The organism is Microbacterium sp. AC215 (genome assembly GCF_979258645.1).
Genome location: NZ_OZ409869.1, coordinates 3,373,931 through 3,398,664, shown reverse-complemented (window position 1 = coordinate 3,398,664; position 24,734 = coordinate 3,373,931). Strand labels below are relative to the sequence as shown.

Genomic DNA, 24,734 nt, shown 5'->3' with positions numbered 1-24,734 from the left:
CCCACGCGAGAGGGAACGCATGCCAGAGAACCCGCCCCTGATCCCGGCCGTCGTCGACGCCGAGCAGTTCGCCGCGCAGACGTCTGCCATCGTCGAGTCCGTCGGACGGGTGATCGACGGCAAGCCGGATGCCGTGCGGAGCGCGCTCGTGTGCCTGCTCGCCGAGGGACACCTGCTGATCGAGGACGTGCCAGGCGTCGGCAAGACGATGCTGGCACGCGCGCTGGCCGCGAGCGTGGATGCGACCGTCCGCCGCATCCAGTTCACTCCCGACCTCCTCCCCGGCGATGTGACGGGCGTGAGCGTCTACAACCCCGTCGATCGCGAGTTCGAGTTCAAACGCGGCGCGGTTTTCGCGCACATCGTGATCGCCGACGAGATCAACCGCTCGTCACCCAAGACGCAGTCGGCGCTGCTCGAGGCCATGGAGGAGGGGCAGGTGACGGTCGACGGGTCGACCCACATGCTGCCCGATCCGTTCCTGGTCGTCGCGACCCAGAATCCGCTCGAGATGGAGGGGACCTATGCGCTGCCCGAAGCACAGCGCGACCGCTTCATGATGCGCATCTCGATGGGCTACCCGGATGCGGCGGCCGAGGCGCTCATGCTGCGACAGCGAGACACCGTGAACCCGCTCGCCGCGGTGCGAGCGGTCGCCGACGCGGCGTCGATCTCGGGACTGATCGCCTGGGCGCGCTCCGTGCATGTCGCGCCGGCGCTCGAGGAGTACACGGTCGCTCTGGCGCAGGCCACCCGAGCCGACCCGAATCTGCACCTGGGTGCGAGCCCGAGGGCGACTCTTCAGCTGATCCGCGCCGCGAAGGTGTGGGCGGCGCTCGACGGACGCGACTTCGTGATCCCGGACGACGTGACCGCGCTGATCGTCCCGGTCTTCGCCCACCGTCTCCTTCCCGCCCGCGGCGCGCACCGCGCCGGAGCCCAGCCGGTCGAGGCGGCTCTGCGGCAGATCGTCGAGCGCGTGCGGGTGCCCGTGACCGCGCGCTCCTGACCCGCCGCTCGCCATGCCTCGCCGTCGAACCCTCACCCTGCGGGGAACGGGTGCGCTCCTCTCCGGTCTCGGCTGCCTGATCGCGGCGAACATGCTGGGCGCGCCGATCCTCCTCTACATCGGCATCCTCCTTCTCGTGCTCACCGTCTTCTCGGTTCTCGTCGTGCGACTGCCGCGGCGCACGGGCACCGTCACGCGGCAGGTCTCGACCGACCTGCTGACCGTGTCGGAGACCTCGCGAGTGACCCTGCGCTTCACCCTGCGGGCCCTGCGCGTTCCCCGCGGCCTCTGGCGCGACGTGCTACCGCCCGCGGTGAGCGGCGACTCGGCGGGCGAGTACCCGTCCGAGACCGGCCAGCTGACCTATCTGATCACCGGCGTCCGTCGCGGCGTGTGGCCGATCGGCCCACTGGTGGTGCGCACCGTCGACCCGTTCGGTCTCGCGCAGCGCGAGCAGGCGTTCGGCGAGACGCGCACGGTCACCGTCGTCCCTGAGGTGTTCACGCTCGCGCCGCTGACCGTCAAGGTCGGGGCCGCCGGCGGGACCGCGCACACGTCCTCGAGCCGGCTCGGGCAGGGCAGCGACAATCTCTCGCCGCGCCGCTACATCCCGGGCGACTCGATGCGCCGCATCCATTGGCGGGCGACCGCGCATCGCGGACAGCTGATGGTGCGGCAGGAAGAGGAGGAGTCCAGCCCCGACGCTCTCGTGATCCTCGACCGCAGCGCCGCACGCTGGGCGCGCCCGGGTGATGCCGAGGACCCCGCTTTCGAGACCGCGGTGTCGATGTGCGCCTCCGTCGCCGTGCACCTCGTGCAGGAGGGATACGGCGTCGATGTGATCGACAGCGGCGGGACTCTGCTGGGCACGCTGCGCGGCCACGAAGACGATCGGGACGGCCTTCTCGTCGCCCTCGCGCTGGTCGGCCCGCGCGGCGAGCCCCGCGACCTCCCGACTCTGGTCGGTGGCACACCTCCGGGTCCGCTCGTCTACATCACAGGCGAGATCGACGACGAGGATGCCGCCCTGCTGCGCCCGTCCGGAGCGGCAGCGCCGATGCTGTTCGCGACCGCACCGGGCACCGGCGTCGTCGCGGCGGCCGAGCGGAACGGCTGGCGCTTCGCGAGACTCGGCGACGACATCGCAGAGGCGTGGGAGGACGTGCTGCCCGACCGCATCGGCGGCATCGCGGACCACCGGGGAGCGACCGATGTCCCGAGCTGAACGACAGGCTGAACGCGGATCCCGCCTGTCGTGGCACCGCGAGCACGAGCTGCCCGTCGGCACCGTCCTGCCGTCGGTGCTGGCTGCGGCGGCCGGGCTCGTCGCGATGTGGCCGTTCACCTCGGTCATCGAACCCGGCAGCTGGTCGTTCGCGGTGCTCGCCGTGATCGTCGTCACGGCGCTCACGGGCATGACGTGTCGCACGCTGATGCGCGGCCGTCCGGCCTGGGCACGCGACCTCGTCACGATCGCCGTCCAGATCCTGGTGGTGATGGGCACCGTCATCCTGCTCGTCGCGGGCGACACCGCGGTGTTCGGCGTCGTGCCCACCGAAGCGACGTTCTACACCTTCCAGGCTCTCGCTGCCGCTGCCTGGGAGGAGATCGCTTTCGGTTCGGCCCCGCTCGCCGCATCACCGGGGCTCCAGGCGGTGATGGGCCTGGGGTTCGGCGTCGTCGCCATCCTGCTCGACCAGCTCGTCGCCCAGCGCGGCGCGATCCTCGCCAGCCTCCTCACCGCCGTCGTCGGATCCATGCCGATGATCGCCACTCTCGGGGGTGTGAACGTCGTCTGGTTCGTGCTGCTCGGCATCCTGATCCTCGTGCTGCTGCGGTACACGGCGGCGCAGAATCCCGATTCGCCGCGGCGGACATCCGTGGCGGTCGCCGCCGGCGTCGGCGTCGCTGCGCTCGCGGCGACGGTGATCGTCGCACCGGTGCTGCCGGTCTCGGCCACTCTCACGGGTACAGGTACGGGGGTCACCGTCGATGCGTCGCTGCGCCTCGGCGATGACCTGCGACAGCCGAACCCTGTCGAGGTGCTCACGTTGGCGACGACGGCGGACACCGCGCCCTACCTGCGACTCACGACGCTGTCGTCGTTCGACGGGCGCGTGTGGGAGCCCGATCGCGGCGACCTGCAGGCGCAGAGCGAGGGATTCGGCCCCGACGAGTGGGCGGACGACATCGAGACGACCGACCAGAACACCTCCATCCGCGTGATCCGGATGTCGAGTTCATGGCTCCCCGTGCCGTACCCCGCGACCGGCGTGCAGGGACTTTCCGCCGCCTGGCGGGTGAGCCCCGAGAACCGCACTCTCGCGTCTCGCAACGGGGATGCCGTCGGCAACGACTACACGGTGCGGTCGCTCGAGGTCTCACCGACTCTCGAGCAGATCCGCGCGCTTCCCGCCGCTTCGCCGATCGTCGACCCCGATGCCGAGCCGGTCGACCTGCCGGACGTGATCGGCGAGACGGCGGCCGAGGTAACGGCGGACGCCACGAACGACTACGACCGCTTGGTCGCGCTCCAGTCGTGGTTCCGGAGCCAGTTCGCCTACTCTCTCGAGACCCCTGTCGATGAGGGCTTCGACGGCACCGGAGCCGATGCGGTCGCCGAGTTCCTCGAGGTGCGGTCGGGATACTGCATCCACTTCGCCGGGGCGTTCGCACTCATGGCGGAGAGCCTCGACATGGAGGTGCGCATCGTCGTCGGTTACCTTCCCGGTGCGCTGACCGAGACGACGCGCGGCAATGAGGCGGTGTACTCGGTCTCGAGCGACCAGCTGCACTCATGGCCCGAGGTCCTCTTCCCCGGCGTCGGCTGGGTCCCGTTCGAACCGACGGCGTCTCTCGGGGTTCCGACGGCCTTCAGCGCCGCGGCGACGACGGGCGGGGGCACGGGCGGCGCCGCGACGCCCGCTCCGACGGCGGCTCCCAGCACCGAGCAGACCTCGGGACCGGAGCTCGAGCGTGAGGATGCCGGCGACAACGCCGGCGCGACCGGGGAGCGTCGTCAGCTCGACCCCACTCCCGTCGTGCTGACGACTCTCGGGGTGCTGGTGGTGCTGCTGATGCCCGCATTCGCTCGTCTCGCGCTGCGGTTCGCGCGACGCGGGCGCGCGCGGGACGGTGACGCCGGAGCCGCGTGGGCCGAGCTGCGGGCGACCATGCAGGATCTGCGCGTACCCCTGTCGGACGCCGAGACCCCTCGCATGCGCGGCGATGACCTCGTGAGAGACAGCGGCGTGAATGCCGACGCCATCAGAGTGCTCGTCGCCGCAGTCGAGCAGGCGAGCTATGCGCGCCCCTCGGCGAGCGCGGCCCGAGATCTCGACGCCGCTCTGATCGATGTGACGGCTCAACTGCGCCGCAGCGTCGATCGCTGGACGAGGGTCCACGCGTTCCTGCTGCCGCGATCGCTCTTCGTCAGCCGCCGCACCGACGTGCCGCTGCTCGTCTGAGTAGTACCGCGACTGCCGAAGGTGCTGGCCAGGGGATCAGGCGGCGTGCAGCTCGCAGCGCACCGAGTCGCAGGATTCGCAGACGACGAACTGGGTGCGGCAGGCGGGGTCCGGGCAGTTCGCGGTGCGCTTGGTCGGCACACCGCAGCCGACGCACTCGCCGATGACGGCCGCGTGGTCGGAGAAGTCGACGGAGCCGCGCTTGTCGAACACGTAGAGTGACCCCTCCCAGAGGCCCTCGTCACCGTACTGCTCGCCATAGCGGACGATGCCGCCCTCGAGTTGGTACACCTCGCCGAACCCGCGGGCTGTCATCAGGCTCGAGAGCACCTCACAGCGGATGCCGCCCGTGCAGTAGGTGACGACCGGCTTGCCTTTGAGGTCGTCGTAGGCACCCGAGTCGAGCAGCTGCACGAAGTCGCGAGTCGTCTCGGTGTCGGGCACGACCGCTCCCCGGAAGCGGCCGATCTGCGCCTCGAGCGCGTTGCGTCCGTCGAAGAACACGACCTCGTCGCCTCGCTCCCCCATCAGCTCGTGCAGCTCTTCCGGTGTGAGCCGAGTGCCGCCGCCGATGACGCCGTTCTCATCGACCCGCAATTCGCCCGGTGCTCCGAATGACACGATCTCGTCGCGCACCTTGACGCTGAGCTTCGGAAAGTCGACGCTGCGACCATCGGCGTCGACGCCGGTGCCTTCGCTCCACTTGATGTCGGCGTTCTTGAAGGGCGCATAGGCCCGGAATGACCGCGCCCATTTCTTCAGCGCCAGAAGGTCACCGCCCAACGTGCCGTTGACTCCGTCCTTCGAGATGAGGAGCCGTCCGCGCAGCCCGAGCGCTTCGCCGAGGTCGCGCTGCCACACCCGGATCGCATCCGGATCGGCGAGCGGGGTGAAGACGTAGAAGAGGACGATCTTGGGGGTTGCCACCCAGAGATCCTACGTCGCACGAGCGGGAGCCCGACGCCGCAGCGGCACCCGAGTGCCGAGAAGCCGCCCGACGTGACGATGCACCGCGGGCACGAGTCCGACGTGCTCTCCGGCGTCCGCACGTGTGAGCAGCTTCGTCATCACGTACAGCTGAGAGACGATGCCGCTCTCGGTCTCGAGGTCCCGACGGAATCGCCGCGCGATCTGATCTGCCACGTGCGGAACGGCCAGGGAGTGTCCGAGCAGGAACGCCGGGTCATAGCCGCGCGGCGCCAGACCCCAGGACTCCCAGTCGGCGATCGCGAACGGCTCCCGGTGAAGGTTGTTCCAGTGCAGGTCGCCGTGGCTCGCCACCCAGTCGTCCTGGTCGACGTCGAGGTCGATGCCGAAGAACACGCCGATCCTGCGGCGCATGATCTCGGAATCGAGCACGGTGCGGTCCGTCGGCGTCGCCGCGACGGCGTCGAGGTTGCGTTCGAGCGCGGTCCACCACGTCTCGTCCAGCCCGGGCGTCCGCTCGAGCACGGATGTCGGAGCGCACACCCGACCGGGAAGCAGGCTCATGAGGTCGGCCCGATACACCAGCGGTCCTTCCTCCCACGCCCGCGCGTCGATCAGTCGGGGCTTCTCGACCCCGGTGATGGTCATCGCGTCCTGGTTGCCGACCCACCACGAGCTCCTCGCCCACTCGCTTCGAGCCCAGACGACTCGCAACCAGTATGAGGAGCCGGCCCGTTCGACGGCTGAGCCGATCGACCGGTCGCGCCATCCGAAGCGTGAACGGCCGATCGCATCGAGGCCGAGGTCTGCGAGAGCGCGGGAGTGTGCCAGGCGCAACGCGGTGCGCACAGGAGTGCTGGCCACGGTGGGCAGAGGGTCTGTCGCCATGAACGTCCTTCCGAGACGAGTTCGCCGATCGGTGTCGGCTGCGCGGCCGGGCTCACACACCCTGGCCGTGCGCTCTTATATGACTGCATAGTGCCTACGTTCGAGGCTAGAGAGCATCGCTTTGCGGGCGCAAGGCTCGGACAGATCGCATACCGGTGGAGCAGCATCCCGCCGTATGAGGCTCCTCACACGAGCTGGTCATGGGCTGCCCACCCGATCGGATAGACTGTTCAGGTTGTTCCTTGGTGACGTGTCCGAGCGGCCGAAGGAGCACGCTTGGAAAGCGTGTGTTGTGCAAGCAACCGCGGGTTCGAATCCCGCCGTCACCGCCAAAAAGCATGAAGGGTCTCCGCGCCAGCGGGGGCCCTTCATGCTTTTTATCGAGCACCGTGGGATTCGGGGAGGCGCGAGCGCAGCGAGCACCGGAGTCCCGCCGCCCGGCCGAGAGCTCAGTCGAACGTCACGCCGAAGCTCTGTCCGCCCGGCTCCGCAGGGAGCGGTGTCATGCCCAGCCGCTTGTAGAAGGCGGCGGCGCCCGTGTTGTTCGGGTCCATGCCCAGATGCAGCCCCCGCACTCCGCGACGGCGCAGTTCGCTGAAGAGCGTCTCGATCAGCTGGCGCCCGAGTCCCTGACCCTGGGTCTCGGGCAGGAGGTCGATGTGCAGGTGCGCGGGGTACTCCTCCGCGTTCGCGTCCCGGCCCGGGGCCTGCGCATAGCCGTATTCGATCATGCGATCCTCACGGGTGCTCGGCTCGTCGACCCTCGGGTACCGCTCCTGTCGCCTAGGCCACCACTCGTCGCGGAACCAGGTCGCGAAGGCATCCGTGTCGTCCGTCGCCACGATGTAGCCGATCACGCGCTCGTCGTCGGTCTCGACGACCCAGGCGAGGTCGGGGTGGCGTTCGACGTACGGCACGGCGAAGAGGTCACCCCAGAGCGAGTCGTCCGAGAAGATCCCGGTCGCGTCGGCTCCGGCATCCGCAGTCCTGACGCAGACATCGTAGAGGGCGGCGCGGTCGGACGGACGATACGGACGGATGCGCGACAATGCTGCTCCTCGATGCGATGTGGACGGTGTCAGCCTACCGGCGCGACTGCGGGGTCGTCCCGCTGCGACGTCGACTGCACCCACGGCAGCAGCCAGGCCCCCAGCACGAGAACGACGCCGGCGCCGACCAGCGCACCGCCCAGCGTGTCGGTGGCCCAGTGCACCGACAGGAGAGTACGCGAGAGCGCCATCGCGACCACCCAGAGGATGCCGAGGATCGCGGTCCACACGCGAGGGAAGACCAGCCACAGGACCATCGCGATCGTCGCCGCGTTGGCGGCGTGCCCCGAGGGGAACGATCCGTAGTCGCTCACGACGATCATGTCCTCCGGGCGCGCTCGTCCGAACAGGTGCTTCAGCAGCTGCACGGCGCCGGCGCTCGCGAGGAACGCCACAGCGGCGAACACGGCGGCCTGCCATCGCCGAGCCACGAGAAGAGCGGTGATCAGCAGCAGCGGAACGAGCAGGATCGCTATCCACCCGCCGCCGATGCTGTTCAGCACCAACGCGAACGACAGCATCGCGTCGGTGCGGTACGTGCTGATCGTCTCGTTCCACCAGGTGTCGAAGCCGGGAGGCTCGGTGTACCCGAACACGATCGCCGCTCCGAGGAGCGTCGCCGCGACGAGCATCCCTATTCCCCACCACAGCAGCGTTCGTGATCTCATCGAACCATTCTGCCGGTCGGAAGCTGAAAGTCAGGGAGCCAGCATGCCGACAGTCCGTGGACGCACGATCAGCCACAGTGACAGGACCCCGATGGCCGCGCATCCGACCATCACGGAGGCCATGGTCGTGGCGGTGATCCCCGCACCCTGAGAGACCCAGCCGACGACCGGCGAGATCAGCCCTGCGACGCCGAAGTTCGTGGCTCCGATCACGGACGCCGCGGTGCCCGCGGCCTTGCCGTGCCTGTCGAGAGCGAGCACCTGCACGTTCGGGAAGGTGAAGCCACAGGCTGTCATGAAGACGAACAGCGGGATGACCGTGCCCCACAGCCCGAGGCCGAGCTGATCGGTCACGATGATGGCGATGCCCGCGAGAAGCAGGACCGCCGTCGAGTAGGCCATGACCCACTGCGGTCCGAAGCGCGCGGCGAGTCGCGAGGCCGTCTGCACGCCGGCGACGACACCGAGCGAGTTGACCGCGAACAGGAGACCGTACTGCTGCGCGTCGAGCCCGTGCGTCTGCTGGAACAGGAACGGCGAGGCAGACAGGTACGAGAACAGACCCGAGAAGGTCATGCCCCCGATGATCAGCACGCCGATGAAGACGCGATCGGAGAACACCGAGCGGTAGCGCTGCATAACTGTCGCGCCGCCCTTCTCCTGGCGGCGTGCGATCGGCAGCGTCTCGGGGATGAAGACGATGGCCGACACGAGCATCACGACGCCGTACAGGGCCAGCACGACGAAGATGCCGCGCCACGGCATCAGCGTGAGCAGCCATGAGCCGATCAGCGGGGCGATCACCGGGGCGACGCCCGACACGAGGGCGAGCCGCGACAGCATCACCACGAGCCTGCGGCCGCCGAACAGATCGCGGACGATGGCCATGGCGACGACGCCGCCCGCGGCCGCTCCCACGCCCATCAAGACTCGCGCGCCGCTGAGCAGCGGAAGGGTGGGCGCGTACGCCGCCGCCGCACTGGCGAGCACGTGCAGCGCTGTCACGACGATCAGCGGGATTCGGCGGCCCACTTTGTCACTGAGCGGCCCCACGACGAGCTGGCCGAGCGCGAAGCCGATCATCGTGCCCGTCAGGGTCAGCTGGATCGCTGCCGCCGTGGTCTCGAAGTCCTGCTCCAGCACCGGGAAGGCAGGCAGATACAGGTCGATCGTGAACGGGCCGAGCGCGGTGAGCGCGCCGAGCAGCACGATGTACAGGGCTCGACGGCCGTTCGAGATCGAGTCGCCGGGGTGCAGCATGATCGGCGCGGTGGCCGGGTTCGAGCCGAGCGTGCGGATCGCGCCCGTCGACGACGGGATGCGGATGCTGCCCGTGGCGGTCCGCTCAGGAGCGGGGGCGGTCGGGATGGAGTCAGTGCGTGGAGCGTCGGGCACGACGGTCCTTCCGGAGTTGGGGGGGATCAGGTGAGTCGCGAGGGATCACGTCGCGAGAGCGGCCGAATCCGCGACGGAAGTCGAATCGATTCGATCCGGGCGAAGTCCCCATGCTACAGCCCGCTCGCGCCCACCTGCGTGCGCCATCGACGCTGAGGGGTCAGCCGAGGCGAGCGAGCCCCTGCTCGAGGTCGGCGATCAGGTCGTCGACGCCTTCGATGCCGACGGACAGCCGAACGACGTTCTCGGGCACGGCGAGCGCGGTGCCCCGCACCGAGGCGTGGGTCATGTCCGGCGGGTATCCGATCAGCGACTCGACACCGCCGAGGGACTCCGCGAGCTGGAACAGCTCGGTCGATTCCGCGAACGACTTGGCTGCATCGGCACCGGCGGAGAGACCGAGTGACAGCATCCCGCCGAACCCGCTCATCTGCCGCGTGGCGACGTCGTGCCCCGGGTGAGAGGCGAGCCCCGGGTAGTACACGGTCGCGAACTCCGGGCGGCCGGCTGCCCATTCGGCGATGGCCTGCGCGTTCTCGGAGTGCTGGCGCACCCGCACCGCGAGCGTCTTGATGCCGCGGGTCGTGAGCCAGGCGTCGAGAGGCGCGGAGACCGCACCCACCGCGAACTGCTGGAACTTGACCTGCTCGAAGAAACGGTCGTCGCGGAACACGACAGCACCGCCCAGCACGTCGGAGTGCCCGCCGAGGTACTTCGTGGTCGAGTGCACGACGAGATCGGCGCCGAGCGAGAGCGGCTGCTGCAGTGCCGGTGAGGCGAAGGTGTTGTCGACGACGGCGATCGCCCCGGCCGCGTGGGCGATCTCGGCGATGAGCTCGATGTCGACGATCTTCAGCAGCGGGTTGCTGGGCGTCTCGACCCAGACGATCTTCGTCTCGGGCCGGATCGCCGCGCGCAGCTCGTCGACGTTCGACAGCTCGACCGTCGTGGTCTCGATGCCCCAGGGCGCGAGCACCTTGGTGAGCAGTCGGTAGGTGCCGCCGTAGACGTCGTTGCCGAGCACGATGTGATCGCCCGGTCGGAGGATGCCGCGCAGCAGCGCATCCTCCGCAGCGAGCCCCGACGCGAACGACAGCGCGCTCGCGCCGCCTTCGAGTGCGGCGAGCTGCGTCTCGAGCGATGACCGTGTCGGGTTGCCGGCTCGGTTGTACTCGTACCCGTCTCGGAACCCGCCGATGCCGTCCTGCACATGGGTCGAGGCCTGATAGATCGGCGGGATGATCGACCCGGTGGTCGGGTCAGGCGCCTGACCTGCGTGGATGGCTCTGGTGGCGAAGGCATGCTCGGACATGTCCCTCAGCCTACGTCCGCTCCGGCGACCGCATCCGCTCCTGTTACGTCCGGCGTCCGTGCGGGATCAGCGGGAGATGTACGACAGCAGGTCCTGTCGCGTGAGCACCGTGTGCGGCTTGCCGTCGAGGGTGACGAGCAGCGCGTCGACGTCGGCGAGCGCCGCACGTGCCTGCGCGATCGGCGCGTGGATGCCGATGAGGGGCAGCCTGTCCCCCACATGATCGCCCACGGCGTCCGCGGGCTTCGCATCGCCTCGGAACAGCAGGTCCAGCAGCCCCTTCTCGTCGACCGTGCCGACGACCTCGCCCATCATGACCGGCGGCTCGGCGCTCAGCACCACCAGCTGAGAGACGTCGTACTCGGTCATCATGCCGATGGCCTCGAGCACGGTGTCGGTCGGATGCGCGTGCACCAGATCGGGGATGCCCTCCCCCAGGCGGGCCGTGCGCGCGGCGAGCACGTCGCCGACGGTCTCGCCCTCCTCCACCTCGCTGAAGCCGTACGAGCGCATCCAGCCGTCGTTGAAGATCTTGCCGAGATACCCGCGCCCGCCATCCGGCAGCAGCACCACCATCACGGCGTCCGCCGGAAGGTCACGCGCCACCCGCAGCGCGCCGACCACGGCCATGCCGCTGGAGCCTCCGACGAGGATGCCCTCTTCTCGCGCGAGCCGCCGGGTCATCGCGAACGACTCGGCGTCGTCGACGGCGACGATCTCGTGCGGCACGCTCGGGTCGTAGGCGCCGGGCCAGATGTCCTCGCCGACTCCCTCGACCAGGTACGGGCGCCCGGTGCCGCCGCTGTAGACGCTGCCCTCGGGGTCGATTCCGACGATGCGGACCCGATCGTCCGACACCTCCCGCAGATACCGGCCGGTTCCGGTGATCGTGCCCCCGGTGCCGACCCCGGCGACGAAGTGCGTGACGCGGCCGTCGGTGTCTCGCCAGATCTCGGGGCCGGTGGTCTCGTAGTGGCTGCGCGGCCCGTTGGGGTTCTCGTACTGGTTGGGCTTGAACGCCCCGGGGATCTCGCGGGCGAGCCGGTCGCTCACGCTGTAGTACGACTCGGGGCTGTCGGCCGCCACCGAGGTCGGAGTGACGACCACCTCGGCACCATAGGCGCGCAGCACGTCGATCTTGTCCTCGCCGACCTTGTCCGGCAGCACGAAGACGCACTTGTACCCGCGCTGCTGGGCGACCAGCGCGAGTCCGACGCCGGTGTTGCCGCTGGTCGGCTCGACGATCGTGCCGCCCGGCCGCAGGTCGCCCGAGGCCTCGGCCGCGTCGATGATGCGCGAGGCGATGCGGTCCTTCGCGGAGCCGCCGGGGTTGAGGTACTCGAGCTTCACGAGAACCGTGCACTCCACGCCCTCGGTGACGTGCTGGAGCTTCACGAGGGGCGTGTCGCCGACGAGGTCGACGATGGAGTCTGCGTACTTCATGTTCACAGCGTACGTGCGACGATGCCGCGACCGGGGCTGTGTTGCGCCCGATCGCGGCATCGTGTGCTCGACCTGTCTCCGAGAGCCGATCAGCCCTTGGTGGACCCCGCCAGGAGTCCTCGCACGAAGTACCGCTGGAGCGAGAAGAAGACGATCAGCGGGACGATGATCGACACGAAGGCTCCTGCGGTGAGCAGGTACCATCCCTCGCCGCGACCGGTGATCTCGGCGAGCACCTTCGTGATCGGCGAGGCGGCGCCGTCGGCGAACACGAGGGCGACGAGCAGGTCGTTCCACACCCACAGGAACTGGAAGATCGCCACCGACGCGATCGCCGGCATCGTCAGCGGAAGCACGATCCGGAAGAAGATCTGTCCGCGGGAGGCGCCGTCGACGCGAGCCGCCTCGATGATCTCCCCCGGGATCTCCGACATGAAGTTGTGCAGCAGGTAGATCGCCAGCGGCAGCGCGAACATCGTGTGCGCGATCCACACCTGTGCGTAGCCGCCCGAGGCGTCCAGTCCCTGCGTCACCTGGACGCCGAACAGGTTGATGCCCCGCGAGAACGACGACAGCAGCGGCACGAGAGCCATCTGGATCGGCACGATCTGCAGCGCGAACACGAAGATGAACAGCGCGTTGCGTCCCTTGAAGTCGATCCAGGAGAACGCGTAGGCCGCCATCGCCGCGATCATCAGCGGGATGAGCGTGGCGGGGATCGTGATCACGATGGAGTTGAAGAACGACTCCAGGATCGTCAGCTGCGTCGTTCCGGACTGCAGCACGGCGACATAGTTGTCGAGCGTCAGCTGCGGGTTGGTGAAGACCGTCCACCAGCCGCTCGTCTCGATCGCGTCCCTCTCACGGAACGACGAGATGAACAGCCCGAGCGTCGGAATCGTCCACACCACGGCGATCACGATCGACGCGACAGTGGCCCACGGACGGCTCAGGCGCTTGCGCGCGCGGCCGGCCGAGGCTTCGAAGCGTCCGGCGGTGGTGATCGCCCTCGTGCTCTGTCCGGTGTCTGAGTTCACGGTGTCGGTCATCGGATCTCCCGCTGCTTCTTGATCTGGCGCGCGTTGTAGATCACGATCGGGAGCACCAGGATGAACAGGATGACGGAGAGCGCAGCGCTGCGTCCCGCCTCGAACTTGGAGAACTGCGTGTACATCTCGTTCGCGAGCACCGAGGTGCCGTAGTTGCCACCGGTCATCGTGCGGACGATGTCGAAGACCTTCAGCGAGGCGATCGAGATGGTGGTGAGGACGACGATCAGCGCGGGGCGGATCGACGGGATCGTCACCGAACGGAATCGCTCCCACGCGTTCGCGCCGTCGAGCTCGGCCGCTTCGAGGAGCTCTGTGGGAACTCCCTTGATCGACGCCGACAGGACGACCATCGCGAAACCGGTCTGCACCCAGATCAGCACGACGATGAGGGCGAGGTTGTTCCACGGTCCGTTGAGCAGGAACTGCTGCGGTTCTCCGCCGAACCAGACCAGGATCTGGTTGAGCAGACCGATCTGCTCGAACTCCGGACCGCGGTAGGCGTAGACGAAGCGCCAGATGATGCTCGCGCCGACGAACGAGATCGCCATCGGCATGAAGACGAGGAGCTTGTAGATCTTCTCGCCGCGGGTCTTGTCGATGAACACCGCGTAGGCCAGACCGACGATGGTCGAGAGCGTCGGGACCAGGAGCACCCAGACGATCGTGTTCACGACCGAGGTGACGCCGTCGGACTGCGTGAAGATCCAGAGGTAGTTCGAGAAGCCGACGAAGTCACTGCCGGTGGAGTTCCAGAACGACGCGTATACCGTCTGGATGGACGGCAGGATCAGGCCCGCGAGCAGCAGCAGCATGGCCGGGGCCATGAATGCCACGAGCTGGATCAGGTACCCGGCTCCGTCGCGGGAACGGTAGTCGAGGAAGAAGAACAGGGCACCGACGGCGACCGCTACTCCCATCGCCCAGTAATAGGAGTTGAAGAACCACATCACCGCGAACGGGATGAGCAGGCACATCGCCAGGCGGATGCCGGTGTAGAGCGCGCCCTTACGGGGCGCGATGTCGACGAGAAGCAGGATGACGACGACGACCACCGCGAACGCGATGACCACGGCGAGAGCCTGGGCGATCGGGGGCAGAGACCCGATCCATTGGAAGAACACAGTCGCGTTCATGGATTCCCCTTCATGAGACGGAGCTGATCAGCGGTCCGCGCGGCGATGCGCGGACCGAGAGGGAGAAGGTGGGCCGCCCGACGGGGCGGCCCACCTCATCCGATCAGCTGGAGGGCCAGCCGGTCTCGATCTGGGTCAGGACCTCGTCGGTCGAGGTGCCGTTGATCCAGGCGACCATGCCCTTCCAGAAGGTTCCCGAGCCGACGGCGCCGGGCATCTGGTCGGATCCGTCGAAGCGGAACGTGACCGAGTCGTCCTGGAGCAGCTTGATCGACTCCTGCAGGATCGGGTTCTCGACGGCCTCGATGTCGACGCCCTTGTTCGCAGACGTCACGCCACCGAGCGCCAGACGGCTGTCAGCCCACTCGGGGCTCGAGAGGTACTCGAGCACCTTCTGCGTCGCCTCGTCGTCGCTGAACGCGCCGACGATCTCGCCACCACCGGTGATGAACGTCTCGTCCTCGCTCTGGCTCGGAAGCAGGAACGCCCACACGTCGCCGTCCTCGGCGATGTTCGTGCCCTCGGGGAAGAAGCCCGACAGGAACGACGCCTGGTGCGTCAGTGCGCACTCGCCGCTCGCGACCGCAGGGGCCACGTCGCCGAATGCCGTGGAGTTGACCGAACGCACGTCGCCGAAGCCGCCGTTGACGTAGGCCGGGTTGAGCAGGATCTCACCGGTGGCGTCGAACGCCTCCTTGATCTGCGGGTCGGTGAAGGGGATCTCGTTCTTGACCCACTGGTCGTAGACGTCGGCGCCCGCGTTGCGGAGCACGAGGTCCTCGATCCAGTCGGTGCCGGGCCAGCCGGTCGCCACACCCGACTCGAAGCCGGCGCACCAGGGTGCCTTGCCGCTCTTCTCCTGGATGGTCTGGGTCAGTGTGAGCAGCTCGTCCCAGCTCGTGGGCTCCTGGACTCCCCACTCGGCGAACTTCGTCGGCGAGTACCAGACCCAGCCCTTGACGCTCGCCATGAGCGGCGCGCCGTAGAACTCGTCCTCGTAGGTGCCGAAGTCGACCCACCCCTGCGTCCAGTACTCCTTGGCGTTCGCCTCGACGGCGTCAGGGGCCGGCTTCAGGAAGTCGCGAGCCGCGTAGTCCGCGAACAGACCCGGCTGCGGGAAGATCGCGATGTCGGGCGGGTTGCCGCCCTGTGCACGGGTGCCGAGCTGAGTCTCGAAGTCCTGGCTGCCCTCGTACTTGATCGTGATGTCGTTCTCCTTCTCGAAGTCCGCCCAGGACTCTGCGAGAAGTTCTGCCTCTCCTTCGACGATCGTGCCGTAGATCGTGACGGTGTTGTCTCCGCCGCCGCCTTCTCCCCCGCCGTCCGTGCCGCCGGGAGCACCACAACCGGCGAGCGCGATGCCCGCGACTCCCAGCAGTGCGATTGGCGCGTAACGCCGGGAACGCTGTGACAGACCCATGTGAATTCTCCTCTTCGAGTTTCCCGGCTCCCACGTCATTCCGCGCCGCCCCTCGGCACAGAATCGGGAACCGATTCCAGGACAACCTATCGGGGTCCGACGCCGCGGCACAATAAGCCAGGATCACAGACTGACAACCATTCGCAGCGCCCTGGCACGAACCATGGGAGCGCTCCCTCGCAATTCCTGTGGAACCGGTTCCTTTTCGTCCCTGCGACCCGTTACGCTGTCATCGGCGCAGGGGTGGGGGCTCGCGTCGCAGTCATGGTCGAGGAGGACCGGATGAGCACGATCGCCGACGTCGCGGCGCGCGCTGGCGTGTCGAAGGCGACGGCGAGCCGAGCACTCAGCGGACGCGGTTACGTCTCGGAAGACACCCGCAAGCGGGTCGCCGATGCTGCCGGAGAACTCGCCTATGTCGCACACTCCTCCGCGACGAGTCTCGCCACGGGCCGCACGCAGACCGTCGGAGTCATCATGCCGCCGGTCGACCGCTGGTTCTTCTCGGAGCTGCTCGCCGGCATCCAGGAATCGCTGTTCGCCCTCGACTACGAGCTCGCCCTCTACGGCATCCGCGAAGGCAGCGAGACCCGCGAGCGCCTGTTCGACGTCGTGCTGCCCGGGCGACGGTTCGACGGGATCATCGCGGTCGGCATCCAGCCCAGCGCACAGGAGCTCGAACGTCTGCACCGCTCCGAGCGACCGCTCGTCAGCGTCGGTCCGTACAGTGAGGGATCCAGTGCCGTGTCGATCGACGACATCGCCGCCGCCCGGATCGCCACCGAGCACCTGATCGAACTCGGCCATACCGATATCGCGTTCGTCGGCGGATCCACGGATCCGGACCATCTCAGCTTCGGCGACGCCCAGCGCGTGGAGGGATATCTCGAGGCTCTCGCCGCGGCGGGACTCGAGGCGGTCGCGAGGATCGCGGACAGCCGCCCGACCATGCCCGGCGGCTACGCCGCCGCCGTCGAGCTCCTCGGTGACCGCAGAGGACGCCCCACCGCGATCGTCGGCGTCTGCGACGAGGCGGCGATCGGCGCGATGATCGCGGCACGTCGCCTCGGCATCGCCGTGCCGACCGAGCTCAGCATCGTCGGAGTCGACGACCACCAGCACGCCGAGATGTTCGCGCTCACGACCATCAGGCAGTCACCGCGCGAACAGGGCCACGAGGCAGTGCGCCTGCTGCGGCAGCAGATCGACCACCCGGATTCTCCGCGCGAGCGCACCGTGACGACATCCTCGCTGGTCGTCCGGAGCTCCACCGCCGGACGACGCTGACCGCTCCTCTGCGGATCTGCGCCCCGGACGCACGAAAGCCCCGGGCGGACCCGGGGCTTTCGTGAAGCGTTCAGACGCTTCCAGGGCGAGGCATCACGCCGCGACCTGGAACGGATTACTTGAGGGTAACCGTGGCGCCTGCCTCTTCGAGGGCAGCCTTGGCCTTCTCGGCTGCTTCCTTGTTCGCGCCCTCGAGCACGGCCTTGGGAGCACCGTCGACGACGGCCTTGGCCTCGCCGAGACCGAGCGAGGTGAGCTCGCGGACGGTCTTGATGACCTGGATCTTCTTGTCGCCGGCAGCCTCGAGGATGACGTCGAAGGAGTCCTTCTCCTCAACCTCTTCAGCAGCGCCGCCGCCTGCGCCTGCAACGGCGACGGGGGCAGCAGCGGTGACCTCGAACTTCTCCTCGAACGCCTTGACGAAGTCGTTGAGCTCGACGAGGGTCAGGCCTGCGAACTGCTCGAGCAGCTCCTCAGTGGTGAGCTTAGCCATGATGTATCTCCTAGATAGGTGGGTTTGTTGAACGAGATCGTGGGTCGCTCACGCGGCCTCAGCGGTCTCCAGCTTTTCGCGAAGAGCATCGATGGTGGCAGCAGCCTTGCCCATCGTCGCCTTCATCATGCCCGCAGCCTTCGCCAGCAGAACCTCACGGCTCTCGAGCGCGGCGTACTTGTTGACCTCGTCGGCAGAGAGGGCGTTGCCCTCGAAGATGCCGGACTTGATCACGAGAAGCGGGTTGGCCTTGGCGAAGTCACGAAGAGCCTTGGCAGTGGCGACGAAGTCGCCATGCACGAACGCGACAGCCGACGGACCCTTGAGGTCGTCGTCCAGCGCGGTGATGCCAGCCTTGTTGGCGGCGATCTTGGTCAGCGTGTTCTTCACCACGGCGTACTCAGCGTCCTGACGGATGCTGTTGCGCAGCTCCTTGAGCTGGGCAACCGTCAGACCGCGGTACTCGGTCAGCAGAACGGCAGTCGAGTTCTCGAATGACTTCGTGAGCTCGGCAACCGATGCGTCCTTCTGCGCCATGGTCACTCCTTGGTGTGTACGAGGCGCCTCACGGAGGTGAGGCGCCGACCCCTGACCGCATGCAACAGAAAAGCTCCGGCGCAAGCGCACGGAGCTTTGAAAGTTCGTGTCCTGCGCGGGCCCCTGCTGAGCAGAGCTTCGATCGCCTCGCGTTCTCACGCACGACGATGACCAGCGGTCTTCGGTTGATCCCAGGCTACCTCATCGACCGCCGACCCTCAAATCGGACGTCAGTCCCGGTGCGCCGCGCGTCCCCGGTGCCCGGCGAGTGCGTCGGCGGCCCGGATGAGACTCAGGTGCGAGAGCGCCTGCGGAGTGTTGCCGGCCTGCCGCTGGTGTCCGACGTCGTACTCCTCCGAGAGCAGGCCGAGATCGTTCGCCATCGCCATCACTCCGGCCATGAGGGTCTGCGCGTCGCCCGTGCGCCCGCTCGCCGCATACTGCTCGACGAGCCAGAAGCTGCAGGCGATGAAGGGATGCTCCCCTCCACCGAGTCCGTCGACGCCGGACTCGGTGCGGTAGCGCCGCACGAATCCGTTCACGAGCAGGCGACTCTCGATCTCGGCGACGGTGCGCAGCATGCGCGGGTCGTCGGCGGCGCAGTACCCGACCTGCGGCAGCAGCAGCAGCGAGGCATCCACGTCGCCGGATCCGTAGTGCTGGACGAAATGGCCGCCCTCCGCATCGACACCGCGGTCGTCGATCTCGCGACGCAGGCGATCGCGCACGCCCTCCCACCGCTCGGCATCGCCGGCGAGACCGTGCTCCCGCACGGCACGGACTCCCCGGTCGAGCGCGGCCCACATCATGACCCGCGAGTGCGTGAACCACTGCGGCTCGCCCCGGATCTCCCAGATGCCGTTGTCGGGGCGATCGATCGACGCGATCACCTGCTGGACGAGCGCGCGCTGCAAGGGCCAGGAGAAGTCCCCCTCTTCCAGACCCGCGATCCTGGCCGCCTCGAGAGCGACCAGGACCTCGCCGATCACATCACCCTGGTATTGGTCGACGGCCCCGTTGCCGATGCGCACCGGCGCTGAACCGTCATAACCGGGGAGACTGGTCAGCTCGCGCTCGAGGAGATCGCGCTCCCCGGCGATCCCGTACATGATCTGCACCTCCCGCGGTTCCCCCGCGACGGCCCGGAGCAGCCAGCGACGCCACTGATGCGCTTCGGCGAGGAAGCCATGAGCGATCAGCGCCTCGAGCGTCAGCGCGGCATCCCGCAGCCAGACGAAGCGGTAGTCCCAGTTGCGCGAGCCGTCGAAGTCCTCGGGCAGCGAGGTCGTGGCCGCGGCGACGATGCCTCCGGTGTCCTTGTTGGTGAGCGCACGCAGCACCAGCAGAGAGCGGACGACGGCGTCACGATGCGGGCCGTCGTGGCGGATCCCGCTCGCCCATCCCTGCCACCATGCCCGCGTCCCGGCGATCGCCTCTTCGACGTCGAGCGGCTTCGGCGCGTGCTCATATGAGAGGAACCAGCTGAGCGTGAGGTCCCGGATCTCGTCGGGGCCGACCGTCACCGTCGCCCGGTGCCGATGGTCCTCGGCGTGGAATCGCACGCCGCGCACGATCACCGACTCGGGCCCGGCCGTCGCATGCAGCGCCGGGCGATCCGGAGTGCCGACCTGCCGCACCCACGGCAGCCGACGGGAGTAGTCGAAGTGCAGGCGCAGCTCGGTGTCGAACTCGACGCTGCCCGAGACGCCGACGATCCTGCGGATGACCTCGGTGCGGGTCGGCTGGATCGGCATGAACTCGTGCACCTCCGCGACGCCCTCCGCCGTCTCCCACCGGGTGACCAGGATGAAGGTGTCCGAGAGGTAGTACCGCGTCGATGTCGCCCCGGCATCGCTCGGGCGCAGCGTCCAGCATCCGTGACCGGGGTCGCCCAGGAGAGCGCCGAACACCGAGGACGAATCGAAACGCGGAAGGCACAGCCAGTCGATGCTGCCGTCTCGCGAGACGAGCGCGCCGGTGCGGCAGTCGCTGAGCAGGGCGTAGTCCTCGATCGGAGCGGGCATCGACCGAGTCTGACATGTTCACGCGAGGGTCGGAGCGATTACGGTGAGAACATGACCGATGCGACGACGCTGGTGATCCTCGGTGCAGGTGGCGACCTCACCTCTCGGCTCCTCCTGCCCGCTCTGGGCCAGCTGCTGAAGAGAGAACCCGCGCGTTCGGTGCGGATCGTCGGCGCCGATCGCGAGGAGTGGACGGATGCCGAGCTGCGGGCCGTCGTCGACACGGCCTTCGCCTCGATGGACGCCGAGGACGCGGCAGCCCGTGTCGACGTCACCTACGCCCGCACCGACATCACGCGCGCCGACGATCTGCGTGCGCTGCTCGGCGGACTCACCGGCCGCGTGGCCCTCTACTTCGCAGTGCCTCCGGCCGTGGCGGCGGCGTGCATCGCCGCACTCACGCCCGACATGCTGCCCGCGGGCGCCATGCTCGTGATGGAGAAGCCGTTCGGCACCGACGAGTCGAGCGCCCGCGAGCTGAATAGCATCCTCACCGCCCTCGTGCCCGAGACCCAGGTGTTCCGCGTCGACCACTTCCTGGGTCGCTCGACCACGCTGAACCTCCTCGGCGCACGGTTCGCGAACCGCATCCTCGAACCGCTCTGGTCTGCGGAGAGCATCGAGTCCATCGACATCGTCTACGACGAAGCGCTGGCGCTCGAGGGGCGTGCGGGTTACTACGACAAGGCCGGCGCACTGGTCGACATGATCCAGAGTCATCTGCTCCAGGTGCTCGCCGTGCTCGCGATGGAAGAGCCCGCCACCCTCGACGAGGTCGACTTCCGCGCCGCGACCGGCGCGGTGCTCCGCGCGACCACCGTGTGGGGCGACGACCCCGCCGGGTCGTCTCGCCGCGCCCGCTACACCGCGGGAGAGATCGACGGCACCGCGAAGCCCTCGTACGTCGACGAACCCGGCGTCGACCCGGGTCGGGAGACCGAGACGCTCGCCGAGGCGACCTTCGAGGTCCGCAACGCGCGCTGGGCGGGAATCCCGTTCCGGCTCCGCTCCGGCAAGGCCCTCGGAACGCCCGCCAGAGAGATCGTCGTGCGCTTCCGTCCTGTCCGCCATCTGCCCCGCGGGCTCACCGGCACGTCCGACGGAGCGGTGCTGCGCTTCTCGCTCGGTCCCGACCGGATGTCGCTCGAGCTGAACCTGAACGCATCCGAGGACCCGCTCGAGCTGGAACGCGCGATCCTGTCCGCGGAGCTCGGCGAGGGCGCGCTCAAGGCGTACGCCGAGGTGCTGTCCGGCGTCCTCGACGGGGATCCGATGCTCGCCGTGCGGGGAGACGCCGCCGAGCAGTCGTGGCGGATCGTCGCCCCCATCCTCGAGGCGTGGCAGCGGGGCGATGTGCCGCTCGACGACTACGTCGCCGGATCCGCCGGCCCGGAGGCGTGGCCGACGCACAGCTGAGTCTCTGCCGGGGTCGAACGCCCGAGGGAACGCCCCGGGCGGCGTGTGCGGGAGGGAGAGTCGGCGACCGGGGTTACCCTCGATAGGTGACCCCCGAACTCCAAGCTCGCATCGTCGCGGACTCCCGCGACCGCGTCGCCTGGATGCGGGCACGGTCCCGTGGGATCACCGCCACGGATGTCGCCGGACTCACGAGCGAGCGGTCCATCGCCCGCGCCGCCGACTCCAAGCTCGGCGGCGGGCCCCGGTTCGGAGGCAACGCCTACACCGATCACGGACGCCGCCGCGAGCCCGAGATCGCCGCCTGGGTGGCGGCGACGCACGGCATCCTCCCCTCCTCCGCCCTGTTCCGCGCCGAGGTCGAGCACCGCCATCTCGCGACTCCCGACGGTATCGCCGTCGACGCCGACGGTCGCGTGAAGCTCGCGGAGATCAAGACCACGAACAAGGCGTTCCGCGGCATCCCCCGCACCTACCTGCGCCAGGTGTGGTGGCAGCAGCACGTGCTGGGCGCCGAGCGCACGCTCTTCGTCTGGGAGGAGCACGTCGACTTCTCCCCCATCCATGACGAACCCCGCTGCGTCTGGATCGACCGCGACGACCGCGAGATCGCGAAGCTCGTGGGCCTCGCCACAGATCTCATCGACGAGCTCTACCGGCGCACCACCGGTCAGCAGGTGCCGACCCGCATCGCGGATGCCGCGGCGGCCGCCGCCGCCAGCCGGCGCGAGCACCTGCGCGAGCGCGATGCGTTCCGCGCTCTCGCACTCGCCGACTGAGCCGGTCCGCACCGCACGAACTCACGTGCAGGACGCGTTGAGCCCGAGCAGCGCGATCGACAGCTGGCGCGAGGTCCCGGCCGACACCCAGGACGTACCGGCCAGGAGGTTGGTCACCGTCAATGTCGTGGTGCTGCCGAGAAGGTTGGAGATGAGGCTGGCGAGCAGACTCTGGGTGAGGACGGCGGTGTGGGTGTAGAGGCCGCCGGCAGGACCTGTCGTGGTGATGTTCGCCGCCGGGACCACTGCTGTCGTCGCTCCCTGGGTGAGTGTGAGCCTGACCCCGCTGGCGGGATAGACCGACGTCCACACGAGCCGGACGTTCTGGAAGACGCCCAGACCGTTGTTCGCCACCGTGCAGGCGATGATCGTGGCGGGGGGAACGCGGAACGCCGTGATCGTGGCTCGACCGTACTCCGGGTCGGTGAATGCCGCGTCGGTGATCTGCGCCGGCGGCGCGAGGGCCACTCCGCAGAGCAGCGCCGCACCGGCGACTCCGGCCAGGACGCGCTGCCGCCGCACGATCACGACTCGCCTCGGTGAGCTCCGGTGCTGCGGCGGCGCCGGGTCGCACTCAGCGCGGCACCACCGGCCACCAGGGCCAGCGCCCCGCCGATCGCCCAGGGAGCGAAGGGCGCACCGCCCGTCGTCGCCAGCCCGCCGTCCGGTCCGACCGTCGCGGACTCTCCGGCGCCGCGTGCATGCACGCGCACCTGGGTGCTGCCGTCGTCCGCGCCGTCCAACGCGATGACGAGCCTGAGGTGGGCCACCTCTGTGTCGGCCATCTCGACGAGCGGCACCTCGAGGCCGTCACGAGGTATCGACCAGCCGGACTCGAGTGTGGTCGCGCCTCCCCGGCATCCGCTCTCATCCCACTCCTGCGCACAGCGGAGCACGTCCATCACCAGCGCCGCACCGCCGCTCGCACTGACTCCGACCGCCACGGTCCCGGGGTCCGGTGCCTCCGCGCTCACCGTCACATCCCACTGCACGGGCTGACCAGGCAGGAGGCTCGACGCGGCATCCCAGTCGGCGACGGAGACCAGCCGCAGCACCTGTCCCTGCACGACCTCGGTCGAGGGGGCCGCCCATGCCGGACTCACCGCGACGAGTGCTGCGCAGACGACCGCACAGGCACCCGCGACGCACGCCACCCGCCGGTTCATCGGTCGACTCCCGCCGGATCGACCTGCTCGAGACTCTCCTTCCGGGAGCGCGGCCAGAACGCCCAGACGACGAGGACCGTCGCGCCGATCGTGAGTCCGCCCAGCACGTACGGATCGCCCATCGCGACGATCACGGTCGAGATGCCGGGGATCGAGAACAGCACGATCCGCACGGTCTGCACGGTGTACGGATACGGATCGTCGGCCGCGTTCGCGTCTCCGCGCATCGTGATCACCCGTTCGTCCGCACTCGCACCGGGAGCGATCGAGGTGATGCGGTGCGTGACCGGCAGATCGCCTGCTCGATCGACGGTGACGACGTCGCCGACCTGCACCTCGGATGCCGGGACGCTCTGGACCACCGCCACGGAACCGGCGGGAATCGTCGGCGCCATCGATCCCGTGCGGAACATGATGAGGGTGATGTTCGCCGTGAAGGCGACGATCACGAGCACGATGCAGATGACCCCTGCGGCGGCGGCGAGCCAGAGGAGGACATCGGCGAGCGCCCTCCCGAGAGTGCCTCGCGAGGACGCCGTGGCGGATGCCGGCGACGCGGACGCATCATCGACCGTCGCCTGTTCACGCAGGCTGCGCCTCGTCGGTGCACTCATGTCTCCTCCTCACGTCATCCGATGCTCTGCCCGCACGTCAGCTCGACACTCCGGCGATCTGCCACGTCTGGATCGCCGTCAGCCCTTGCGCGCCGTTGTCGGTCGCTACCGGCAACGTCACTGCGAAGCAGTAGTTGACGGTCGTGCCGCCGTTGGCCGCGACCGCCTGGGTGCCCGTGCCGCCGACCGACAGCAGCGAGTTGTCGGGAACGACAGCCGTCCCGGCCGTGTAGGTCGTGCTGTTGCAGGCCGTCCCCGCGATGGCCCTCACCCCGTATCGCAGGTAGGTGCCGAGCCCGGTTCCCGCCGTCGACGTCACGCTGAGCTGCAGCGTGCCGGCCACTGACGGATTCGCGGTCCGCACGCTGAACAGCGCGTACGTGGTGTTGCCGGGAGCCATGGCCGAGAACGGTGCGCTGAACGACAGCGCCGCCGGCGTGCCCACCGGGTGGCTCGAGAACGTGGCACCGTCGGTCGCCCCGACGATGTCGAACCGCCCGGCGGTGAAGGTCGCATTGCCGTATTCGGAATCGTTCCAGGCGGCCAGGGTCATCGTCGCGCCGACGCCGAACACCAGCCCGCCCGCGAGCACAGCGCGTATCCGACGGGAGAGCAGTCGCTTCCCCTCCCGCATGCCTCTGCGGGTGTCGGCCAT

General features: G+C 68.7%; 23 protein-coding genes and 1 tRNA gene. 7 read left to right on the top strand and 17 right to left on the bottom strand.

Annotated features, from left to right (window positions below; all coding sequences use genetic code 11):
• Nucleotides 1-19: 19 nt before the first annotated feature.
• From ACZZZF_RS16520 to ACZZZF_RS16510, 3 genes are read left to right on the top strand one after another with little or no spacing between them, the layout of a single operon-like run.
• Nucleotides 20-1,009 (top strand): AAA family ATPase, encoded by a 990-nt coding sequence (locus tag ACZZZF_RS16520; RefSeq protein ID WP_056279820.1) that lies wholly within the window; start codon nt 20-22, stop codon nt 1,007-1,009.
• Nucleotides 1,010-1,022: 13 nt separating this feature from the next.
• Nucleotides 1,023-2,234, top strand: coding sequence for a DUF58 domain-containing protein (locus ACZZZF_RS16515; protein WP_463499614.1), 1,212 nt, complete (start codon nt 1,023-1,025; stop codon nt 2,232-2,234).
• On the top strand, nt 2,221-4,476 hold the full coding sequence (locus tag ACZZZF_RS16510) for a transglutaminase TgpA family protein (protein WP_463499612.1): 2,256 nt from the start codon (nt 2,221-2,223) through the stop codon (nt 4,474-4,476). Before ACZZZF_RS16515 ends, ACZZZF_RS16510 begins: the two co-directional genes overlap by 14 nt.
• A gap of 36 nt (nt 4,477-4,512) precedes the next feature.
• Here the strand turns inward: ACZZZF_RS16510 and trhO are convergent, their stop codons facing one another.
• Both trhO and ACZZZF_RS16500 read right to left on the bottom strand, forming a co-directional pair.
• Nucleotides 4,513-5,403, bottom strand: a complete 891-nt coding sequence (gene trhO / locus ACZZZF_RS16505) for an oxygen-dependent tRNA uridine(34) hydroxylase TrhO (RefSeq protein WP_056279814.1) — start codon at nt 5,401-5,403, stop codon at nt 4,513-4,515.
• Nucleotides 5,404-5,412: 9 nt separating this feature from the next.
• Nucleotides 5,413-6,291: a hypothetical protein gene (locus tag ACZZZF_RS16500; RefSeq protein ID WP_463499609.1), complete on the bottom strand. Its 879-nt coding sequence runs from the start codon at nt 6,289-6,291 to the stop codon at nt 5,413-5,415.
• A gap of 244 nt (nt 6,292-6,535) precedes the next feature.
• Between ACZZZF_RS16500 and ACZZZF_RS16495 the strand changes: the two genes are divergently transcribed.
• A tRNA-Ser gene (locus ACZZZF_RS16495) sits at nt 6,536-6,623 on the top strand.
• A 117-nt stretch (nt 6,624-6,740) separates the two neighbouring features.
• Here ACZZZF_RS16495 and ACZZZF_RS16490 read toward each other — a convergent pair.
• From ACZZZF_RS16490 to ACZZZF_RS16455, 8 genes are all read right to left on the bottom strand, one after another.
• Nucleotides 6,741-7,340 carry a GNAT family N-acetyltransferase gene (locus tag ACZZZF_RS16490; protein WP_053097419.1) on the bottom strand — a complete coding sequence of 200 codons (600 nt, stop codon included), beginning with the start codon at nt 7,338-7,340 and terminating at the stop codon, nt 6,741-6,743.
• Between the two features lie 29 nt (nt 7,341-7,369).
• A complete protein-coding gene (locus ACZZZF_RS16485; RefSeq protein WP_072591647.1) occupies nt 7,370-8,008 on the bottom strand; it encodes a phosphatase PAP2 family protein in 639 nt (212 codons plus the stop codon).
• Nucleotides 8,009-8,038: 30 nt separating this feature from the next.
• Entirely contained in the window at nt 8,039-9,403 is a 1,365-nt protein-coding gene (locus tag ACZZZF_RS16480; RefSeq protein WP_394194683.1) for a multidrug effflux MFS transporter, read from the bottom strand.
• 160 nt (nt 9,404-9,563) lie between these two features.
• On the bottom strand, nt 9,564-10,715 hold the full coding sequence (locus tag ACZZZF_RS16475; protein ID WP_285364086.1) for a cystathionine gamma-synthase: 1,152 nt from the start codon (nt 10,713-10,715) through the stop codon (nt 9,564-9,566).
• Nucleotides 10,716-10,781: 66 nt separating this feature from the next.
• Nucleotides 10,782-12,158 carry a cystathionine beta-synthase gene (locus ACZZZF_RS16470; protein WP_056279809.1) on the bottom strand — a complete coding sequence of 459 codons (1,377 nt, stop codon included), beginning with the start codon at nt 12,156-12,158 and terminating at the stop codon, nt 10,782-10,784.
• Nucleotides 12,159-12,247: 89 nt separating this feature from the next.
• Entirely contained in the window at nt 12,248-13,207 is a 960-nt protein-coding gene (locus ACZZZF_RS16465; protein ID WP_053097424.1) for a carbohydrate ABC transporter permease, read from the bottom strand.
• Nucleotides 13,204-14,343, bottom strand: a complete 1,140-nt coding sequence (locus ACZZZF_RS16460) for a carbohydrate ABC transporter permease (RefSeq protein ID WP_053097425.1) — start codon at nt 14,341-14,343, stop codon at nt 13,204-13,206. The genes ACZZZF_RS16465 and ACZZZF_RS16460 overlap by 4 nt, the downstream gene beginning before the upstream one ends.
• A gap of 103 nt (nt 14,344-14,446) precedes the next feature.
• Nucleotides 14,447-15,763: an ABC transporter substrate-binding protein gene (locus tag ACZZZF_RS16455; protein WP_053097426.1), complete on the bottom strand. Its 1,317-nt coding sequence runs from the start codon at nt 15,761-15,763 to the stop codon at nt 14,447-14,449.
• A 282-nt stretch (nt 15,764-16,045) separates the two neighbouring features.
• On the opposite strand from ACZZZF_RS16455, the gene ACZZZF_RS16450 reads away from it, so the two are divergent.
• Nucleotides 16,046-17,050, top strand: a complete 1,005-nt coding sequence (locus ACZZZF_RS16450; RefSeq protein ID WP_053097427.1) for a LacI family DNA-binding transcriptional regulator — start codon at nt 16,046-16,048, stop codon at nt 17,048-17,050.
• A 115-nt stretch (nt 17,051-17,165) separates the two neighbouring features.
• On the opposite strand, the gene rplL is transcribed toward ACZZZF_RS16450, so the two are convergent.
• The 3 genes from rplL to ACZZZF_RS16435 all read right to left on the bottom strand — a co-directional run bounded on the left by rplL (nt 17,166) and on the right by ACZZZF_RS16435 (nt 20,104).
• Nucleotides 17,166-17,543, bottom strand: coding sequence for a 50S ribosomal protein L7/L12 (gene rplL, locus ACZZZF_RS16445; RefSeq protein WP_042539579.1), 378 nt, complete (start codon nt 17,541-17,543; stop codon nt 17,166-17,168).
• A 48-nt stretch (nt 17,544-17,591) separates the two neighbouring features.
• Nucleotides 17,592-18,080 carry a 50S ribosomal protein L10 gene (gene rplJ / locus ACZZZF_RS16440; RefSeq protein WP_053097428.1) on the bottom strand — a complete coding sequence of 163 codons (489 nt, stop codon included), beginning with the start codon at nt 18,078-18,080 and terminating at the stop codon, nt 17,592-17,594.
• Nucleotides 18,081-18,310: 230 nt separating this feature from the next.
• Nucleotides 18,311-20,104 carry a glycoside hydrolase family 15 protein gene (locus ACZZZF_RS16435; protein ID WP_463499606.1) on the bottom strand — a complete coding sequence of 598 codons (1,794 nt, stop codon included), beginning with the start codon at nt 20,102-20,104 and terminating at the stop codon, nt 18,311-18,313.
• Between the two features lie 51 nt (nt 20,105-20,155).
• On the opposite strand from ACZZZF_RS16435, the gene ACZZZF_RS16430 reads away from it, so the two are divergent.
• Together ACZZZF_RS16430 and ACZZZF_RS16425 are read left to right on the top strand one after the other, a co-directional pair.
• The gene (locus ACZZZF_RS16430; RefSeq protein ID WP_463499603.1) at nt 20,156-21,520 is read left to right on the top strand and encodes a glucose-6-phosphate dehydrogenase; all 1,365 of its coding nucleotides are present in this window, start codon (nt 20,156-20,158) and stop codon (nt 21,518-21,520) included.
• An 86-nt stretch (nt 21,521-21,606) separates the two neighbouring features.
• Nucleotides 21,607-22,299 carry a YqaJ viral recombinase family protein gene (locus ACZZZF_RS16425; RefSeq protein WP_053097431.1) on the top strand — a complete coding sequence of 231 codons (693 nt, stop codon included), beginning with the start codon at nt 21,607-21,609 and terminating at the stop codon, nt 22,297-22,299.
• A gap of 21 nt (nt 22,300-22,320) precedes the next feature.
• Here the strand turns inward: ACZZZF_RS16425 and ACZZZF_RS16420 are convergent, their stop codons facing one another.
• Genes ACZZZF_RS16420 through ACZZZF_RS16405 form a run of 4 tightly spaced genes read right to left on the bottom strand, consistent with a single transcriptional unit; the run spans nt 22,321 to nt 24,734 of the window.
• On the bottom strand, nt 22,321-22,827 hold the full coding sequence (locus tag ACZZZF_RS16420) for a hypothetical protein (protein WP_056279802.1): 507 nt from the start codon (nt 22,825-22,827) through the stop codon (nt 22,321-22,323).
• The gene (locus ACZZZF_RS16415; protein ID WP_053097433.1) at nt 22,824-23,465 is read right to left on the bottom strand and encodes a hypothetical protein; all 642 of its coding nucleotides are present in this window, start codon (nt 23,463-23,465) and stop codon (nt 22,824-22,826) included. The genes ACZZZF_RS16420 and ACZZZF_RS16415 overlap by 4 nt, the downstream gene beginning before the upstream one ends.
• Nucleotides 23,462-24,079 carry a signal peptidase I gene (locus tag ACZZZF_RS16410; RefSeq protein ID WP_463499601.1) on the bottom strand — a complete coding sequence of 206 codons (618 nt, stop codon included), beginning with the start codon at nt 24,077-24,079 and terminating at the stop codon, nt 23,462-23,464. The genes ACZZZF_RS16415 and ACZZZF_RS16410 overlap by 4 nt, the downstream gene beginning before the upstream one ends.
• A 37-nt stretch (nt 24,080-24,116) precedes the next feature.
• Nucleotides 24,117-24,734, bottom strand: a complete 618-nt coding sequence (locus ACZZZF_RS16405; protein ID WP_187250351.1) for a SipW-dependent-type signal peptide-containing protein — start codon at nt 24,732-24,734, stop codon at nt 24,117-24,119.

What these genes read in the sequence shown, in the direction of transcription:
- ACZZZF_RS16435 (WP_463499606.1), bottom strand. Translation starts at nt 20,104, where the DNA reads ATGCCCGCTCCGATCGAGGACTACGCCCTGCTCAGCGACTGCCGCACC.
- ACZZZF_RS16415 (WP_053097433.1), bottom strand. Translation starts at nt 23,465, where the DNA reads ATGAACCGGCGGGTGGCGTGCGTCGCGGGTGCCTGTGCGGTCGTCTGC.
- ACZZZF_RS16520 (WP_056279820.1), top strand. Translation starts at nt 20, where the DNA reads ATGCCAGAGAACCCGCCCCTGATCCCGGCCGTCGTCGACGCCGAGCAG.
- ACZZZF_RS16450 (WP_053097427.1), top strand. Translation starts at nt 16,046, where the DNA reads ATGAGCACGATCGCCGACGTCGCGGCGCGCGCTGGCGTGTCGAAGGCG.
- rplJ (WP_053097428.1), bottom strand. Translation starts at nt 18,080, where the DNA reads ATGGCGCAGAAGGACGCATCGGTTGCCGAGCTCACGAAGTCATTCGAG.
- ACZZZF_RS16500 (WP_463499609.1), bottom strand. Translation starts at nt 6,291, where the DNA reads ATGGCGACAGACCCTCTGCCCACCGTGGCCAGCACTCCTGTGCGCACC.
- ACZZZF_RS16455 (WP_053097426.1), bottom strand. Translation starts at nt 15,763, where the DNA reads ATGGGTCTGTCACAGCGTTCCCGGCGTTACGCGCCAATCGCACTGCTG.
- ACZZZF_RS16460 (WP_053097425.1), bottom strand. Translation starts at nt 14,343, where the DNA reads ATGAACGCGACTGTGTTCTTCCAATGGATCGGGTCTCTGCCCCCGATC.
- ACZZZF_RS16410 (WP_463499601.1), bottom strand. Translation starts at nt 24,079, where the DNA reads ATGAGTGCACCGACGAGGCGCAGCCTGCGTGAACAGGCGACGGTCGAT.
- ACZZZF_RS16470 (WP_056279809.1), bottom strand. Translation starts at nt 12,158, where the DNA reads ATGAAGTACGCAGACTCCATCGTCGACCTCGTCGGCGACACGCCCCTC.
- ACZZZF_RS16475 (WP_285364086.1), bottom strand. Translation starts at nt 10,715, where the DNA reads ATGTCCGAGCATGCCTTCGCCACCAGAGCCATCCACGCAGGTCAGGCG.
- rplL (WP_042539579.1), bottom strand. Translation starts at nt 17,543, where the DNA reads ATGGCTAAGCTCACCACTGAGGAGCTGCTCGAGCAGTTCGCAGGCCTG.
- ACZZZF_RS16465 (WP_053097424.1), bottom strand. Translation starts at nt 13,207, where the DNA reads ATGACCGACACCGTGAACTCAGACACCGGACAGAGCACGAGGGCGATC.
- ACZZZF_RS16515 (WP_463499614.1), top strand. Translation starts at nt 1,023, where the DNA reads ATGCCTCGCCGTCGAACCCTCACCCTGCGGGGAACGGGTGCGCTCCTC.
- ACZZZF_RS16510 (WP_463499612.1), top strand. Translation starts at nt 2,221, where the DNA reads ATGTCCCGAGCTGAACGACAGGCTGAACGCGGATCCCGCCTGTCGTGG.
- ACZZZF_RS16485 (WP_072591647.1), bottom strand. Translation starts at nt 8,008, where the DNA reads ATGAGATCACGAACGCTGCTGTGGTGGGGAATAGGGATGCTCGTCGCG.
- ACZZZF_RS16405 (WP_187250351.1), bottom strand. Translation starts at nt 24,734, where the DNA reads ATGGCCGACACCCGCAGAGGCATGCGGGAGGGGAAGCGACTGCTCTCC.
- ACZZZF_RS16430 (WP_463499603.1), top strand. Translation starts at nt 20,156, where the DNA reads ATGACCGATGCGACGACGCTGGTGATCCTCGGTGCAGGTGGCGACCTC.